The organism is Bifidobacterium aerophilum, from assembly GCF_010667685.1.
GTDB lineage: Bacteria > Actinomycetota > Actinomycetes > Actinomycetales > Bifidobacteriaceae > Bifidobacterium > Bifidobacterium aerophilum.
On record NZ_WHZW01000026.1, the window covers coordinates 18,316 to 35,211 of the forward strand.

Below are 16,896 nucleotides of genomic sequence, written 5' to 3' on the forward strand. Positions count from 1 at the left end.
TGTTCCAGTTTCATCACTCGCATGGACATGAAAATCGGTTGTCCACCCAACTATATCGGGGTTTTTCCAGATATCGCGACAATCCACACAGTTATCCACATTGCTGTGGATAACTGTGAACAACCGCGGTGGACAAGTGCTTCGAACACCGGTCACAGGTGTGGGAAAACCCTTGCATTTTCAAGGATCCGACCGTTTCTTACGCGCAGCCACTATATATTGTGGATAACTTATTCCACAACCACAAAATGTGGATAACCGATCAGCGCTTGTCCACCAGCACGACATGGGTCGGCTCCAGCCCGGGACCGACCTCGGCATCGACCACACGGGGACGTAATCCGCCACGCTTGGCGATTTCCTTGGCGGCCTTGTCGATTTCGGCCTGCGCCGAACGTCCCTTGAGCGCGACCAGACGGCCATGAGGTTTCAGCAGCGGCAACGTCCAGCCCGACAGTTTGGTCATCGGCGCGACCGCACGGCACGTCACCACGGCGAACGGATGCATGCCGCGGTTCTTGCGCATCGAGGCGATCACCTCTTCGGAACGCGCGCGCATCACGGTCACGTTCTCGAGTCCCATCTCCGCGACGCATTCACGAAGCCACTCGACGCGACGCTCCATCGGCTCGATCAGCGTGAACCGATGATCGGGCAGACATGCCGCTGCGACGATGCCCGGGAACCCGCCTCCCGAACCGATATCAGCGACGGTCTTGAACCGCTCGCCGTCCGTCGCCTCGACGACGAACGGCACGATCGCGGCCGAATTGAGAATATGACGTTCCCATACGATCGGCACGTCGCGAGGTCCGATCAGACCGCGAGGCTCCCCCTCACGCATGAGTTTGTCGTGGAAGACTTCAAGCTTGCCCAACGCGTCGCCGAGCACTTCTGCGAGTACGGGCGAACCGTCGAGCTGATCGACGACCGGCTCGACGGATTCGGATGTTTCATGTGAAACGTCGGTGTTCATGGAATTGCCCTTCATGACCTATCGCGTCAGTTCGACCAAGACGACTTCGCCCCTGTCCCGGTCAGCTTCGCTGATACCCCCTCAGTCGAGGAAGCAGGGAGACAACGCTACTCTTCATCGACGTCGGCGGCGTCTTCGACGTCACCGGCGCTCGCCTTGAGGTAGACGGTCACGTAACGACGCGGTTCCTCGCCATGAGAACGGGACTTCATGCCCTCCTCACGGACCACGTCATGCACGACCTTGCGCTCGAACGAGTTCATCGGCTTGAGATCCACCGGCTCTCCGGTCTCCTTCACCTCGTCGATCGCATCCAGCGCGATGTCGCGCAGGCGCTGACGCTTGCGCTTGAGGAAACCGTCGACGTCCACGATCAAGTGGGAACGTTCGCCGGTCTTCTGCTGCACGGCCAGACGCGTCAGCTGCTGCAGCGCATCCACGACCTCGCCGTTGCGGCCGATCAGATGCTTGATGTCGGTATCGTCATCGGCGACGATCTGCACCATCGGACGTCCGTTGCGCACACCCATCTCGATGTCGCCGTCGTAGTCGGCGATGTCAAGCAGTCCCTCGAGATAATCGGCGGCGATGTCAGCTTCCTCATTGAGCTGATCGATCGTCTTCTCGTCGTCCTGCGCCATATCAAAACTCCTTATCAGCGAGGCCAAAGGTGGTCAAAATCTACAGTCAGTCTAAACCAAAAAATCTCACGGAAACGAATCACGCACCGTTTCCGTGAGATCACATGGCATACTATTTCTTCTTGCCGCGATTCTTGCGCTGCGGCTGCGCGCGCTGATAGCCCTGCTTCTCCTTGAGCTCGGCCTCTTCCTTGGCCTTGATGAGCTTCTCCTCCTCAAGGCTGGGCAGTCCGGCCTTCGCTCGGCGTTCGTTCTCGCGCTTGTGGTCGCGCTCTTCCTTGTCCTTGGCGGCCGGGGATCCGGGCGTCGGGAAGGCGTACGCCTGCCACATCGTGCGGGCGAGGTTGCAGATATTGTTGGTGAGCCAGTAGACCAGCACGGCGAACGGCATCGTGGTGCCCGAGAAGATGTACATGATCGGGAAGACCCACAGCATGCTCTTCTGCATGGTGGCGGCTTGGCCGACCATCGCCTCCGGGTTCATGTTGCGCTTCATGCTGAAGTACTGGGTGAACCACAGGCAGCCGCACATGAGCACGACGAACACGCCGATGATGATCTTGCCGTGCATGGAGGCGGAGCCGAACACGTCGGTGACGTTCACGCCGAACACGGTGGTCTGCGAGAACTGTTTCGCGGTGGCGACGTCGAACGCGCCGAGTGCCTCGCGCTTGCCGCGGGCGATGTACGGGATGGCCGACAGCACGTAGAACATGCACATGAAGACCGGCGACTGGATGAGCATCGGGAGGCACGAACCGGCCGGGTTCGCGTCGTTGTCCTGATACAGCTTCATCATCTCGCGCTGCATGGCCTCTTTGCTGGCCTGGTCGTTCTTGCCCTTGTACTTGTTCTGGATGCGCTGCATCTGAGGCTGGATCGCCTGCATCTTGCGCATCGACTTCATCGTCTTGTAGTACAGCGGGAACACGCACGCGTGCACGACGAGCACGAGGAAGATGATCGACAGCACCCACGAGAAACCGATGGGCGACATGCCGAGCATGGTCAGGAACTTGTGGAAGACGGCCATGATCTGGGTCATCAGCCATTCGACCGGGGTCAGCAGCTTATACAGCCAGCCCCAGAATCCTTTATCCAGAAGGAATTCGTTATAGTTGATCATCGCTTAGGCCATCTCCTTACGTTGCGCATGCCGGTCGTCGGACTCGCCGACGGCATCGTCATGCCAGGCCAGTGGTGTCAGTCGAGGCTCCTCATGGGCCTTCGACCACGAAATTCGATAGAACACGGAATATCGCTGCGGCACGTCATCAATGCCGCCACGACTCCACGGTCGGCAACGCAACAGACGCAGAACGGCGAGCAATCCGCCGCGAAACGCCCCATACCGTTCCAATGCCTCGATGGCATAGCGGGAACAGGAGGGGTAATACTTGCAACAAGCGGGACGATTCGCCGAAATGGCGCGCTGATACCAGCGTATCGCGCGGATCATTCCGTCGGTCACGCTCATCGAGGATCACGCTTCGATGTTTTACGTGAAACGGCGTCGAACAGCGACGCCACCTGCTTGTCCAACGACTGAAAATCGGCATGCGCGGCGCTGGGCTTGGCACGCATTACGACGTCCACCCCTTCGGGAAGACGCGATTCATAGGCGCGAGCCAACACGCGAAACCGTCGTTTGACGGTGTTGCGCGCCACCGCATGACCTACCGCTTTGGATACGGCAAGGCCAAGCCGCCGGCCGCACGCAGTCGTATCGCCCAAAACTGAGGCATCGTCGCGCACCAGATAGTGCACGACGATGTCCTTGTCGCTGACTTTACGACGGCGTTTGAGCACGGTGACGAAGTCACGATGACTCTTCAGCCGCTCCACGTCGATGTCGCCGCCGAAGGTACTGGTCAGGCGGCCAGGGACTTGCGGCCCTTGGCGCGGCGACGGTTGATGGTCGCGCGACCGGAACGGGTGCGCATGCGCAGGCGGAAGCCGTGCTTCATGTGACGGCGGCGGTTGTTCGGCTGGAATGTCCTCTTCATAATTTAGCTCCCGGTTTTTAGCCGCGCCGAAGCACGGCTCCTCATGAGTCAAGCTATACCAAAGTACTCTTACCCCTGCCCACAAGTCAAAACGCCGAGTGTACTTTCACATTTCGGCCCGCGTTCCATTTCGGTTCATATGCACATAACCGTTGAAATATCAAGCCATGACGGCGGCAAGTTATCCACAAATTACACGAATGTTATTCACAATCCAGTGTTTTCAACACGCAAGCCTGTGGATAACTTCTATGATTTGGAGTAAAAATGATCTGTTGTCGTTATATTCGCTCGAGTGGAGGAGGCCCGCATGGCGCACACGCCGCAGGACCCCGCCGCGCAGGCGGCCCGCATCTGGGCCGATGCGCTGGCTCTGCTCAAGCATAATTCCTCGCTGACCGCACGCGACAAAGGCTGGCTTGAGGGGGTCATCCCCGAAGCGGTGTTCGGCACGACGATCGTGCTGTGCGTGCAGAACCTCGCCACGCAACAGGCGTTGCAGAAGGATCTCAGCGAGCAGCTGCTCCACGCGTTGAACATCGCCTCCGGCGTCAACATGTTCCCCGCGTTCAAGGTGGAGCCCAAATCTTTCTCGAACACGTCCAGCGAACCGGACACCCCGGTCGCGGCACGCCCCGCGCGCGAGGACTTCGACGTCCGCACCGCGCCGACCGTCGCCGATCTCGGACAGGATTCGTACCGGCCGGACGGACAGTCCGCACCTCGCCCGTCGATGCAGTCGGTCATTTCCGAACCGGCTCCCCGACCGATGCCGCCGGCGATTCCGGAAGGCACGTTCGCGACGAGCCGCACGCAGGTGGCGCGCGATCCCGAAACTCATCTCAACAAGAACGCGACGTTCGACACGTTCGTTCCCGGAGATTCCAACCGTTTCGCGCGAACCGTGGCATTGGCCGTGGCCGAGGGATCGGGACGTGATTTCAATCCGTTATGTATCTACGGCGGGTCGGGCCTGGGCAAGACCCACCTGCTCAACGCGATCGGCAATTACGCGCTGGTCAAGGACCCGACGCTGAAGGTCCGGTACGTCACGTCCGAGGAATTCACGAACGAATTCATCGAGGCGCTGCAGAATCCGAACCAGAGCCAGGGCCAGATCGCCGAATTCAACCGCCGTTACCGAGAGGTCGACGTGTTGCTCATCGACGATATCCAGTTCCTGGGCGGCAAGGACGCCACGCTCGAACAGTTCTTCCATACGTTCAACACGTTGTATCAGGCGAACAAGCGCATCGTGATCGCATCCGATGTGCCGCCGAAGAACCTCAAGGGGTTCGAGGCGCGACTGATCTCCCGCTTCGAATCCGGCCTGCCGGTCGACGTGAAGCCGCCGGATCTCGAGACCCGCATCGCCATCCTGCGCATGATGGCCTCGATGAACCATGCGAACATCCCGAACGACGTGCTCGATCTCATCGCGGAACGATTCACCGAGAACATCCGCGAGCTTGAGGGCGCGCTGACGCGCGTCACGGCCGTCGCCTCGCTGAGCAGCCAGCCGGTCACCCGTGCTCTGGCCGAGCAGACGCTGCAGGATTTCTTCACGGCGGACGTCGAGATCAAGCCGACCGACATCATCGGCCAGGTCGCGAAGTACTTCCATCTGTCGTTCGACGACATCGTCGGCAAGGGCCGCACGAAGAACGTGTCCATCGCACGGCAGATCGCCATGTATCTGTGCCGCGAGAACACGGGCATGAGCCTGGTCGACATCGGCGAGGTGTTCCACGGGCGCGATCACACGACCGTGATGCACGCGGTGAAGCAGATCAACCAGAAAATGCAGCAGAAGCAGGAGATCTACAACTACGTGATGGAGCTGACCCTGCGTCTCAAGCAGCATTCCAACGACAAGTGACGGATATTCGCCGTCCAGCAGGATCGTTCTGACAGACCGTTTTCGGCACTTTTTCGGGTTCGCTCGAAAAAGTGCCGTTTTTCGTCTGTGAGCGCGATCGTGGTGGACGAGGTCGGCGAGGAAAACGGTGCGGCCGCATGCCACTGCTGAGCAAGGAGACGACGATACCGGCCGAAAAAAGTCCGGCTCGTACGCGGCCCGATCCGGCACGCGATCGGATTGCAGGCCGCACGCGATCGCCCGGTCGATTGGGTCTCCGCCTTGATGGCGGCGGCGCCTGACATCTCGAAGATGCGGTGTCCGCGATCGTCGGCGTCCTGCGCCGCCCGTCCGGGAGAACGGCGTTGAGCGAACGATTTCGGAGGTTTTTCCGGCACTGCGGAAAAATGCCCGATTTTGGTCTGTGAGCGCGATCGTGGTGGACGGGGATGTTGTGAAACACCTCGGGAAACGCTTCGACACGCCCGGATTCTATGTGTTGTTCAAGAAAAGTTATCCACAGGGTTTTGCACAAATGTGGGTAAATCCTGCGGATAACCGGTGGACAACCCCGCTTTTCAACGTGGATAACATGTGGACTTATCCACCAAAAATGTGGACAACTGGAAAATCGGATTCCGTGTGTGGATAAGTCGCTTAGTTATCCACAGAATATGCAGAAGTTATCCACATCTTGAGTTATCCACCGAAGACTACTCGCGACTACGATCAAGCAAGTTATCCACAGTTTCCACAGTGCTTATTACTACGACTACTTACCCACTTACTTCCGATCGCAACCGCAATCATAGCGGATCGGCGCCAGCCGATTCGCGCTCGTGTGTTCCTTCGCTAGAATGGCCGTCAAGACAGCAAGTGAAAGTAGGACCAATGAAAGTCGAAATCGATTCCGCCGCGCTGGCGGACGCCGTGGCCTGGACCACCCGAGTCATCGAAGCCCGTCCCGCGAACCCGATCCTCGTTGGCATCCGTCTCGAAGCAATCGACGGAACGCTGCAACTGTCCGCGTACAACTACAAGATTTCCGCGCGTCACCACATCGAAGCCGGTGTCGATGAGTCCGGAAGCGTTCTCGTGCTTGGCAAACTGCTCGCCGACATCACCAAGTCGCTGCCCGCGGAACGCACGTACCTGTCGACCGACGAGTCGACGCTGACCATCACGTCGGGCAAGTCGAAGTTCACCCTGCAGCTCATGCCCGAAACCGAATACCCCGATATGCCTGTCGTTCCGGCGAAACTCGGCCAGGTCGACGCCCCGACCTTCATGCAGGCGGTGTCCCAGGCATGCGTCGCGGTGTCCCGTGAGGAGAACCGCCCGGTGCTCACCGGCGTGCGGATCCAGTTCTCGGGCGACAAGGTCGTCATGACCTCGACCGATCGTTTCCGTCTGTCGCGTGCGACGTTCACGTGGACCCCGCAGGATCCGAACACCGAAGCGGTCACGCTGGTTCGCGGATCGCTGCTGCGCGACATCGCCCGTTCGCTTGACGAACACCAGAACGTGGTGATCGATTTCGATCAGGACACCCCGTCGCTGCTCGGTTTCGAAAACGCCGGACGAGTTTCGACGTCGCAGCTGATCGATGGCGAATTCCCGGCTACCGATCGCCTGTTCGCCGACGAATATCCGATCCAGGCGGTGATCGATCGCCAGCAGCTGATCGGCGCGATCAAGCGAGTCGCGCTGGTCGCCGAACGCAACGCTTCGATCCGCATGACCTTCTCCGGACAGGAACTGACACTGTCGGCCGGCGCGATCGACGAGGCCCAGGCGCAGGAAACCATCGACGTCGATCTCGACGGCGACGACATCACGGTCGCGTTCAATCCGTCCTACCTGATCGAAGGTCTGTCCGCGATCACCGAACCGTTCGTGCGCATGAAGATGACCACCGCGGTCCGCCCGGTCGAGTTCAATGGCCAGCAGGAAGCCGATTCTGACGAGTCGATGGACTACCGGTATCTGCTCGTTCCGGTGCGCTTCAACTGATTCGCGAATCCCGATAACCAATAATATGGAAAACGCTTTCCAAAACCGGAGGCCCGGAAATGGAAAGCGTTTTCCAAAAGATCGCCTAAGGAACACCGCCGCATGTACGTTTCACGCCTCGCGCTTGACCACTTCCGCTCCTGGGAGCACGTCGTGGTCGACCTCGCGGCAGGCGTGAACATCCTGCAGGGCGCGAACGGACTCGGCAAGACCAACCTCGTCGAAGCGGTCGAGGTGCTGTCCACCGGTTCCAGCCACCGCACCTCCGGATCGTTGCCGCTCATCGAACGCGGGCATCCGTCCGCCACGATCCGCGCCAACGTCACGGCATCCTCCCCCGATGGAACCGGCGAAAACACCGACACCGCCGACGCCACGTCCTTCGAGACCACCGCAGAACCGTCCACGACCACCTACGAGCTGACAGTCGCGGCGCGCGGCGCAAACCGCGCCCGCATCAACGGCGGCAAATCGACCTACATGCGCGAGGTGATCGGCGCCATCCCCAGCATCGCGTTCACTCCCGAGGACCAGCGCCTCGTGGCCGGCGATCCGGCAGCCCGACGTAACTTCCTCAACCAGGCCGGCGCGCTGCTCGTCAACGGCTACGTGGACAGGCTGCAGACGATCACGAAAATCGCCCGTCAGCGCACGGCCCTGCTCAAGCAGCTCGGCGACCGTCAGCCGGGCAACGTCTCCGACGTCCCCTCCCCCGCCGACGCGGCGCTCAGCGGACTGGAGATCTGGACCGGCCAGTTCATCGACGTCGGCGTCGCGCTGACCCGCGACCGCGCGCATCTCGTCGACCTGCTGTCCGGCCCGTTCGCCGCGATCTATCGTGATCTGGCAGGCGAGAGCGAGAAGGCCGAACTCGTGTACGAACCGTCGTTCGACGAGATCTTCCTGTATCCCGATCCGTTGCCGCGCATCAGCGAACACTTCCAGCGCATCTACCCCGGCGAGGTGGCCCGCGGCCAGAACCTGATCGGACCGCACCGTGACGACCTGTCCCTGCTACTGGACGGCATGCTGGCCCGCGAATTCGCATCGAACGGCGAGATGTGGACGATGGCGCTGGCGCTGAAGATGGCGTTGTACGAGGTGGTGGCCAAGGCCCGCGGAGTCAAGCCGGTCGTGATCCTCGACGACGTTTTCGCGCAGCTCGACGAATCGCGCCGTCGCCAGATCCTCGATTTCGCGTCGCGACAGGACCAGGTGCTCATCACCGTCGCCGCGGCCAGCGACATCCCAGACCTCGATGACGCGGCCCCGGACGCGCATGTCATCGACGTGGCCGCGCTCAAACGGGAACAGGACGCGTATCTGCATCCCGATCCGTCGATGTTCGGCACAGGCGCCCCGTCGGCATCCGTCGGATCGTCGGCATCCGTCGAGGCGACGGCATGAAACCGCCCGTCGAACGCACGCTGAGACTGGACGAGCGCAAACTGCCCGCCGAGGTGTTCGAGCGGCTGGCCGCACGCGGCGGCTACGTGATGCGTGACCGCAAGGCGCGCGAGGAGAACAGCGAGAAGGCGTGGGAAAGCTTCGGCAAGCCCGGGCGCGACCCGGACACCTTCGCCAGCGTGCTCAACGGCATCGCAGCCGGAGGCCACTGGGTGCCGCAGCTCAAGCTCGCCCAGCTGCGCAACCACTGGGACCAGGTCGTCGGCCCCGGCATCGCGATGCATTCGTCCGTGGCCGACTTCCGCGACGGCGTGCTCACGATCCGCACCGAATCGGCCGTCTGGGCCACGCAGCTGACCTACATGATCCCCCAGCTCACCGCCACGATCCGCGAGCGGCTGTCCGGACTGGACATCCGCGAGATCCGCGTGACCGGCCCGGCCTCCGGATACCGTCGTGGCGGATACCGCGGCCGTCGCGGGTACTGAGCGGGTACTGGGCGGTCGCCAGGCGGTCTCGGGCGCGCGCCGGTCATCCCCATGCTGGCGTCAATCCGCTGATTTTCGCCGCTGGGTCGGGTGTCGCCGTAGACGAGTAGACTTACCTACATAATGTGTAAACGGCTAGAAGAGCCCATTATTTGCGTTCTAGGGCATATAGCCCTTGCGAATGGCCTCTGAAGCGTGGGGAAACTCAGAAAGGAATCCTGTGGCAGACGAAGCAGATTCGCTCGAAGGTTCCACTGAACAGAACATCACCGACCCGATCACCGACAAGCAGGCCGAACTCAACGCCGCGGCCGAGCAGATCAACAGTGACGAGCTCGTCGACGCGCAGCTCGACGACAGCATGTCCCCCGACCACTACGATGCGAGCGATCTGAAGGTCCTTGAAGGCCTTGAGGCCGTGCGCATCCGTCCGGGCATGTACATCGGCTCCACCGGCCCGCGCGGCCTGCACCATCTGGTGTACGAGATCGTCGACAACTCCGTCGACGAGGCGCTCGCCGGCTACGCGACGCACATCGAGGTCACGATCCTGCCGGACAACGGCATCCGCGTCGTCGACGACGGCCGAGGCATCCCGGTCGACGAGGTGCCCGGCGAAGGCGTTTCCGGCGTCGAGACGGTCATGACCAAGCTGCACGCCGGCGGCAAGTTCGGCGGCGGCGGATACGCGGTCTCCGGCGGCCTGCACGGCGTCGGCATCTCCGTCGTCAACGCGCTGTCCACGCGCGTCGACATCGAGGTGCGCCGCCAGGGCTTCCACTGGACGCAGACGTACATCAACCAGCATCCGACCGCGCGGCTCAAGCAGGGCGAGCCGATGGCCGAAGGCGAGTCCACCGGCACGTCCGTCACGTTCTGGCCGGACGGCAAGATCTTCGAGACGACCGTCTACGACTTCGAGACGCTGCGCGCCCGCTTCCAGCAGATGGCGTTCCTCAACAAGGGCCTCAAGATCAGCTTGACGGACCTGCGTGAGCCGGACATGGCCGGCGACGAGGTCGCAGGCCAGGACGACGCCGAGCCGAAGCACCAGAGCGTCACGTACCAGTACGCGAACGGCATCAAGGACTACGTCGACTATCTCGTCAAGTCCCGCAAGGCGACGCCGGTCGAGGACGACGTGATCGACTTCGAGGCCGAGGATCTGAAGATCGGCATCTCCGCCGAGATCGCGATGCAGTGGACGACCGCGTACTCCGAGGCCGTCCACACGTTCGCGAACACGATCTCCACGACCGAGGGCGGCACCCACGAGGAAGGCTTCCGCGCGGCGCTCACCAGCCTCGTGAACCGTTACGCCCGCGAGAAGAACATCCTCAAGGACAAGGACGACAACCTCTCCGGCGACGACGTGCGCGAGGGCCTGACGGCCGTGATCTCCGTCAAGCTCACCACCCCGCAGTTCGAAGGCCAGACCAAGACCAAGCTCGGCAACTCCGAGGCGAAGACCTTCGTGCAACGCGTGATGACCGACAAGCTCGGCGACTGGTTCGACTCGCATCCGAGCGAGGCCAAGAACATCATCCAGAAGGCTATCGAGGCGTCCCGCGCGCGCATCGCCGCCAAGAAGGCGCGCGAGAACACGCGCCGCAAGTCGATCTTCGAGTCGGCCGGCATGCCCGACAAGCTCAAGGACTGCCAGTCCAACAACCCCGAAGAGTGCGAGCTGTTCATCGTCGAGGGCGATTCGGCAGGCGGCTCCGCGATCCAGGGTCGCAACCCGGAGACGCAGGCGATCCTGCCGCTGCGAGGCAAGATCCTCAACACCGAGCGCGCGTCCATCGACCGCATGATGAAGTCCGACACGATCGAGTCGCTCATCACGGCCGTCGGCGGCGGCTACGGCGAGGACTTCGACGTGAGCAAGGTGCGTTACCACAAGGTCATCATCATGGCCGATGCCGATGTCGACGGCGCGCACATCGCCACGCTGAACCTCACGCTGTTCTTCCGCTACATGCGCCCGATGATCACCGCCGGCTACGTGTACGTGGCCATGCCGCCGCTGTACCGCCTCAAGTGGACGCGCGGCGACCACGACTTCGTGTACACCGACCGCGAGCGTGACGAGAAGCTCGCCGAGGGCAAGGCGGCCGGACGCCAGCTGCCCAAGGGCGAGGGCATCCAGCGCTACAAGGGTCTGGGCGAGATGACGTACCAGGAGCTGTGGGAGACCACCATGGACCCGGAGCGACGCATCCTCAAGCAGATCCACATCGAGGACGCGGCGGCCGCGGACGAGACGTTCTCCATGCTCATGGGCGACGACGTGGAACCGCGCAGGCTCTTCATCCAGCGCAACGCGAAGGACGTGCGCTTCATCGACGCCTAGGCGGCGATGAAGAGACGGCACAGCATTGATGCGTGATCCTTCCTTGCTCCCCCTGACAGGGGGAGCTGGCCGACGAAGTCGGGCTGAGGGGGCTGCACCCCTCGACGCAAACACGCTTTGACCCCCTCAGTCAGCTTCGCTGACAGCTCCCCTGCCAGGGGGAGCAAGAAACCGGGATGCTGACCGCTCCTTTACGGGAGCAAAACACTGAGAACACAAAGGAACCAATAAGTGGCAGACGAAAACAGCACCGGCGGCAACGACCTGCCGGAGCAGAACGACGAGCGGGCCGAGCGCTCGCTCGAGCCCACGAGCCCGCAGGCCAGCGAGAACCTGGTCCTCGACGAGCACCGCGTGGCCCACACCGACATCCAGAAGGAGATGCGCCAGTCCTACCTCGACTACGCGATCTCCGTCATCGTCGAACGCGCCCTGCCGGACGTGCGTGACGGCATGAAGCCGGTCCACCGCCGCATCGTGTACGCGATGTACGACGGCGGCTACCGCCCGGACCGCGGCTACTCCAAGTGCGCCCGCCCGGTCGCCGACGTCATGGGCAACTACCACCCGCACGGCGACGCGGCGATCTACGACACCCTCGTGCGCATGGCCCAGCCGTGGTCGATGCGCTACACGCTCGTCGACGGCCAAGGCAACTTCGGTTCGGCCGGTGACGATCCGCCGGCGGCCATGCGTTACACCGAGTGCCGCATGATGCCGCTCGCGATGGAGATGGTCCGCGACATCGACAAGGACACCGTCGACTTCGTGCCGAACTACGACGGCCGCACGCAGGAGCCGACCGTGCTGCCCGCGCGCTTCCCGAACCTGCTCGCGAACGGTTCCTCGGGCATCGCCGTCGGCATGGCGACCAACATTCCGCCGCACAACATGCGCGAGCTGGCCACCGCCGTCCACTGGACGCTCGACCATCCCGAAGCCTCCCGCGAGGAGCTGCTGGACGCGCTCATCGGCATCATCAAGGGACCTGACTTCCCCACCGGCGCGACGATCCTCGGCCACAAGGGCATCGAACAGGCGTACCGCACCGGCCGTGGCCTGATCACCATGCGCGCGGTCGTCAACACCGAGGAAATCAAGGGCCGCATGTGCCTCGTGGTCACCGAGCTGCCGTACCAGGTCAACCCGGACCGTCTGGCCGCGTCCATCCGCGAAGGCGTGCGCGACGGCAAGATCCAGGGCATCGCCGACATGCGCGACGAGACGTCCGGCCGCACCGGCCAGCGCCTCGTGCTCGTGCTCAAGCGCGACGCCGTGCCGAAGGTCGTGCTCAACAACCTGTACAAGCACTCGCAGCTGCAGCAGACGTTCGGCGCGAACATGCTCGCGCTGGTCGACGGCGTGCCGCGCACGCTCAGCCTCGACGCGTTCATCCGCCACTGGGTGAACCACCAGCTCGAAGTCATCGAACGCCGCACCCGGTACCTCAAGCGCGAGGCCGAGGAACGCGACCACATCCTGCAGGGCCTCCTGAAGGCCATGGACGCGATCGACGAGGTCATCAAGCTGATCCGTTCCAGCCAGGGCCGTGAGGACGCCCGTCCGAAGCTGATGGACTTCCTCGACATCGACCAGGTGCAGGCCGACGCGATCCTGTCGATGCAGCTCGTGCGCCTCGCCAACATGGAGCGCCAGAAGATCATCGACGAGCATGAGGAACTCATGCGCAAGATCGCCGACTACAACGACATCCTCGCCAAGCCGGAACGCCAGCGCAAGATCGTCGGCGACGAGCTCGACGAAATCGTCGCCAAGTACGGCGACGAACGCCGCACGAAGATCCTGCCGTACTCCGGCGAGATGAACGTCGAGGACCTGATCGCCGAGGAGAACGTGGTCGTCACGGTCACGCACTCCGGCTTCATCAAGCGCACCAAGGCCGACGAATACCGCGCACAGCACCGCGGCGGCAAGGGCATCAAGGGCGCCAAGCTACGCGAGGACGACGTGGTGGACCACTTCTTCCTCACGTCCACGCACAACTGGCTGCTGTTCTTCACGAACAAGGGCCGCGTGTACCGCATCAAGGCGTACGAGCTGCCCGAAGGCTCGCGCGACTCCAAGGGCCAGCATGTGGCGAACCTGCTGCAGTTCGGCCCCGACGAGACGATCCAGACCGTGCTGTCGATCCCGAACTACGAGGTCGCCAAGTACCTGGTGCTCGCGACCCGTTCCGGCAAGGTCAAGAAGACCGCGCTCGCCGAGTACGATTCGCCGCGTCAGGGCGGTCTGATCGCCGTGCGTCTGATCGAGGACGAGAACGGCGAGACCGCCGACGAGCTGGTCGGAGCCGCGCTGTGCAACGCGGAGGACGACATCATCCTCGTCTCGCGTCTCGGCATGAGCCTCAAGTTCGCGGCCGACGACGACCAGCTGCGTCCGATGGGCCGCCAGACCGCCGGCGTGCAGGGCATGAAGTTCCGTGACGGCGACAGCCTGCTCGCGATGGACGTCGTGCCGGCCGACACCGACAAGGACCTGCTCGTGGTCACCAGCGAAGGCTTCGCCAAGCGCACGGCGATTTCCGAGTACCGTCTGCAGGGCCGTAACGGCTTCGGCGTCAAGGCCGTGCAGCTCGCGGAAGGCCGCGGCTCGCTCGTCGGCGCGGTGATCGTGTCCGAGGACGACCAGGTGCTTGCGATCATGAAGTCCGGCAAGGTAATCCGCTCCGACGTGGCCGAGGTCAACCGCACCGGCCGCAATACGCAGGGCGTGACGCTGGCCAAGCCGGACAAGGGCGACGAGATCATCTCCATCGCGCGCAACGAGGAGAAGGACGACGACGAGGACGACTCGGCCGAGGTTTCGGAGGTCTCCTCCGAGGCGCCCGCGACGGGCGAAACCACCGCGGAAGAGTCCGAGACCAACGAGCAGTAGCCGTCTGCTGAGACTGATAGTCTCGCATAAAGCAACAGCTCAGACAAGGAGCAACGATGAGCGAGAATCCTGAAGAGGGCGACGTGATCCAGCCCGCCGGCTTCGCCCCCGAGACCGCCGGCGAGGCCCCGGCGTCCCAGCCGGCCGAATCGCACGAGCACATCGGCCGCGTGGCCCGTTCCGTCGTCGGCGAATCCGGCGCTGCCGCGGCGCCGGCCTCGGTTCCTCCGACGTCCCGTCCGAACAAGAAGAAGCGTGGCACGCCGCGTGCCCGCCGCATGAACCTGTCGGTCACCCACGTGAGCGCATGGTCCGCGGCCAAGGTGTCGTTCCTGCTGGGCATCGCCGGCGGCATCATCCAGATCGTCGCCGTGCTGATCGTGTGGCTGCTGCTCAACGCGGTCGGCGTGTTCGAGCAGATCACCACGATCGTCAAGTCCACCGGTCTGGACACCGGCAGCTTCGATCTGGCCAGCATCATCAGTCTGCCGACGGTGCTGAGCGCCACCACGATCTTCTCGATCGTCGAGGTCGTGATCTTCACGCTGCTCGTGACGATTCTCACGCTGCTGTACAACGTGGTCACCGCGCTCGTCGGCGGCGTGCACGTCACCCTCGGCGACGACTGATCCGGGCCGACTGATCGGCTTTCGGCCAATCGGCCATCCGGCGTATGCAAGTGGCTCCCCTCCATTCGGATGGGGAGCCACTTTGTCGTATAAGGGGTTCGGTCACGCCTCTTGATCGAGAGCGAACGCTGCGTATAACGGCAGGCTAACCAGCGGCACATCGGTACCAGCTACGGTATCTATGCCGAAGTCGCGTTCGGACAGTCGGTATGCGCGAGGAGAATGCCCCTCCTCCACGAATTTGCGCAGGCTCTTGGCGGTGACGTTACGTGCGGATTTGATTTCCACCGGAAGGACTTGCGCCTGCCGGTTCTGGAATACGAAGTCCAGTTCTCCCTGTCCGTTACCAGCGGGAGTCCAGTAGAACGTGTGTAATCCAGCGGCCTTCAGCGATTGCATGGCATAGTTTTCGGCCAGTGCGCCACGGAAATCGGATGACAGGATCTGAGCGACATCGGGCCGTAACAGCAATTCCGCATCGATACCGAACTTGGAGAACATGATGCCGGTATCGGCCACATAGATCTTGAAGAAGCTGCCTTCCTCGTCGGAGTACGGAGCCAGCGGTGCTTCACTGTCCTTGGTCATATCGTTGCGGTTGACGATACCTGCGGCTTCCAACCATTCCAGCGGTTCCAGCAGACGTTCTCGACGTCCTCCGCGTATGACGTCGGCGTATTTGAATTTTTTCGTGGACGATCGCAGGAGCTGCTTCTGCAGGCTGTCCCAGATGCGTTTCGCGGAGATGCCGCTGATGCCATTGTCCGGATCGGTCATGTCGTTGACATACGTGTCGTTGATCTCGTGTTGTTCCTGCATGACCGATGCAAACGATCGCGTAGTGCGATAGGCATCCACTGCCTTGGGCATGCCTCCGACCACAAGATACCGGTGATACCAGTCGAGCGCCCTGTCATGCAGCATGAACGAGCGCGGGTTGGCGGCGTGATCCCTGATCGATTCGGCGAGCGGCTGCTCGTCCAACGCCCAGAGGAATTCCTCAAAGTCCATCGGGAACATGTCGAGTTGGAGTACGCCCGAGGGGAACGGGAGCCGTCGTTTCCTCACCGTGACTCCGAGCAGGCTGCCGGTCGCGATGACCCGCCAAGGGGACCCGGAGAAAAAGCGCAATGAATTCAACGCCTTGTCGCTGAGTTGGATTTCGTCGAAGAACAGCAGCGTGGACCGTGGATCACATGACTTGCCGGTATATTCCTGAATGCGATTGACGATGGCTTCCGTGTCGCTGGTCGGAACGTCGAAGATCTTCTCAATGGTGTCCAGATCGGTCTGAAAATCCAGTTTGACCATGTTGTCGTCAAACAGGTCATGCGCGATCCGTTCGATCAGGAACGTTTTGCCGATGCGACGTGCTCCGCGGATGAGCAGGGGTTTGGCATCGCCGCAATCCTTCCATCGATGGATTTCGTCAGCAAGCTTACGCCGCATATACGTCATTCGGTCCTCCGGAGCTTGTTTGTACATGAATAAATATTATTTTATGTACAAAGTATACATGAAAACATATTATTTCATGTACTGTTAAGTCTCGACCGTGTTTGCTGTTCTGATGGAGGGGTGGGAATAGTTAGAGGCTTCTAGGCAGAATGGGTGGTGCCTAAACCTA

14 protein-coding genes are annotated in these 16,896 nt (G+C 62.0%); 7 read left to right on the forward strand and 7 right to left on the reverse strand.

Annotated elements, in window-relative coordinates; translation table 11 throughout:
- Positions 1-262: 262 nt before the first annotated feature.
- From rsmG to rpmH, 6 genes are all read right to left on the reverse strand, one after another.
- Positions 263-976 (reverse strand): 16S rRNA (guanine(527)-N(7))-methyltransferase RsmG, encoded by a 714-nt coding sequence (rsmG, locus tag GFD25_RS10700; RefSeq protein ID WP_163232692.1) that lies wholly within the window; start codon positions 974-976, stop codon positions 263-265.
- A gap of 107 nt (positions 977-1,083) precedes the next feature.
- A complete protein-coding gene (locus GFD25_RS10705; protein WP_163232694.1) occupies positions 1,084-1,617 on the reverse strand; it encodes a Jag family protein in 534 nt (177 codons plus the stop codon).
- Between the two features lie 112 nt (positions 1,618-1,729).
- The gene (gene yidC / locus GFD25_RS10710; RefSeq protein ID WP_338024656.1) at positions 1,730-2,740 is read right to left on the reverse strand and encodes a membrane protein insertase YidC; all 1,011 of its coding nucleotides are present in this window, start codon (positions 2,738-2,740) and stop codon (positions 1,730-1,732) included.
- Positions 2,741-2,746: 6 nt separating this feature from the next.
- Positions 2,747-3,076 carry a membrane protein insertion efficiency factor YidD gene (gene yidD / locus GFD25_RS10715; protein ID WP_163232717.1) on the reverse strand — a complete coding sequence of 110 codons (330 nt, stop codon included), beginning with the start codon at positions 3,074-3,076 and terminating at the stop codon, positions 2,747-2,749.
- 14 nt (positions 3,077-3,090) lie between these two features.
- The gene (rnpA, locus tag GFD25_RS10720) at positions 3,091-3,462 is read right to left on the reverse strand and encodes a ribonuclease P protein component (RefSeq protein WP_163232698.1); all 372 of its coding nucleotides are present in this window, start codon (positions 3,460-3,462) and stop codon (positions 3,091-3,093) included.
- Between the two features lie 26 nt (positions 3,463-3,488).
- Entirely contained in the window at positions 3,489-3,623 is a 135-nt protein-coding gene (gene rpmH / locus GFD25_RS10725) for a 50S ribosomal protein L34 (protein ID WP_163232700.1), read from the reverse strand.
- A 310-nt stretch (positions 3,624-3,933) separates the two neighbouring features.
- Between rpmH and dnaA the strand changes: the two genes are divergently transcribed.
- The 7 genes from dnaA to GFD25_RS10760 all read left to right on the forward strand — a co-directional run bounded on the left by dnaA (position 3,934) and on the right by GFD25_RS10760 (position 15,269).
- Positions 3,934-5,502: a chromosomal replication initiator protein DnaA gene (dnaA, locus tag GFD25_RS10730; RefSeq protein ID WP_163232703.1), complete on the forward strand. Its 1,569-nt coding sequence runs from the start codon at positions 3,934-3,936 to the stop codon at positions 5,500-5,502.
- A gap of 870 nt (positions 5,503-6,372) precedes the next feature.
- Complete coding sequence (gene dnaN, locus GFD25_RS10735) at positions 6,373-7,494, forward strand: DNA polymerase III subunit beta (protein ID WP_163232705.1); 1,122 nt, start codon at positions 6,373-6,375, stop codon at positions 7,492-7,494.
- Between the two features lie 102 nt (positions 7,495-7,596).
- The gene (gene recF, locus GFD25_RS10740; RefSeq protein WP_163232707.1) at positions 7,597-8,901 is read left to right on the forward strand and encodes a DNA replication/repair protein RecF; all 1,305 of its coding nucleotides are present in this window, start codon (positions 7,597-7,599) and stop codon (positions 8,899-8,901) included.
- A complete protein-coding gene (locus GFD25_RS10745) occupies positions 8,898-9,389 on the forward strand; it encodes a DciA family protein (protein ID WP_163232709.1) in 492 nt (163 codons plus the stop codon). Before recF ends, GFD25_RS10745 begins: the two co-directional genes overlap by 4 nt.
- A 181-nt stretch (positions 9,390-9,570) precedes the next feature.
- Entirely contained in the window at positions 9,571-11,742 is a 2,172-nt protein-coding gene (gene gyrB, locus GFD25_RS10750; RefSeq protein WP_420837558.1) for a DNA topoisomerase (ATP-hydrolyzing) subunit B, read from the forward strand.
- A gap of 231 nt (positions 11,743-11,973) precedes the next feature.
- Positions 11,974-14,640: a DNA gyrase subunit A gene (gene gyrA, locus GFD25_RS10755; RefSeq protein WP_163232711.1), complete on the forward strand. Its 2,667-nt coding sequence runs from the start codon at positions 11,974-11,976 to the stop codon at positions 14,638-14,640.
- Between the two features lie 56 nt (positions 14,641-14,696).
- On the forward strand, positions 14,697-15,269 hold the full coding sequence (locus GFD25_RS10760) for a DUF3566 domain-containing protein (protein ID WP_163232713.1): 573 nt from the start codon (positions 14,697-14,699) through the stop codon (positions 15,267-15,269).
- 102 nt (positions 15,270-15,371) lie between these two features.
- Here GFD25_RS10760 and GFD25_RS10765 read toward each other — a convergent pair whose 3' ends face one another.
- A complete protein-coding gene (locus GFD25_RS10765; protein WP_204314883.1) occupies positions 15,372-16,754 on the reverse strand; it encodes an ATP-binding protein in 1,383 nt (460 codons plus the stop codon).
- Between the last annotated feature and the right edge of the window lie 142 nt (positions 16,755-16,896).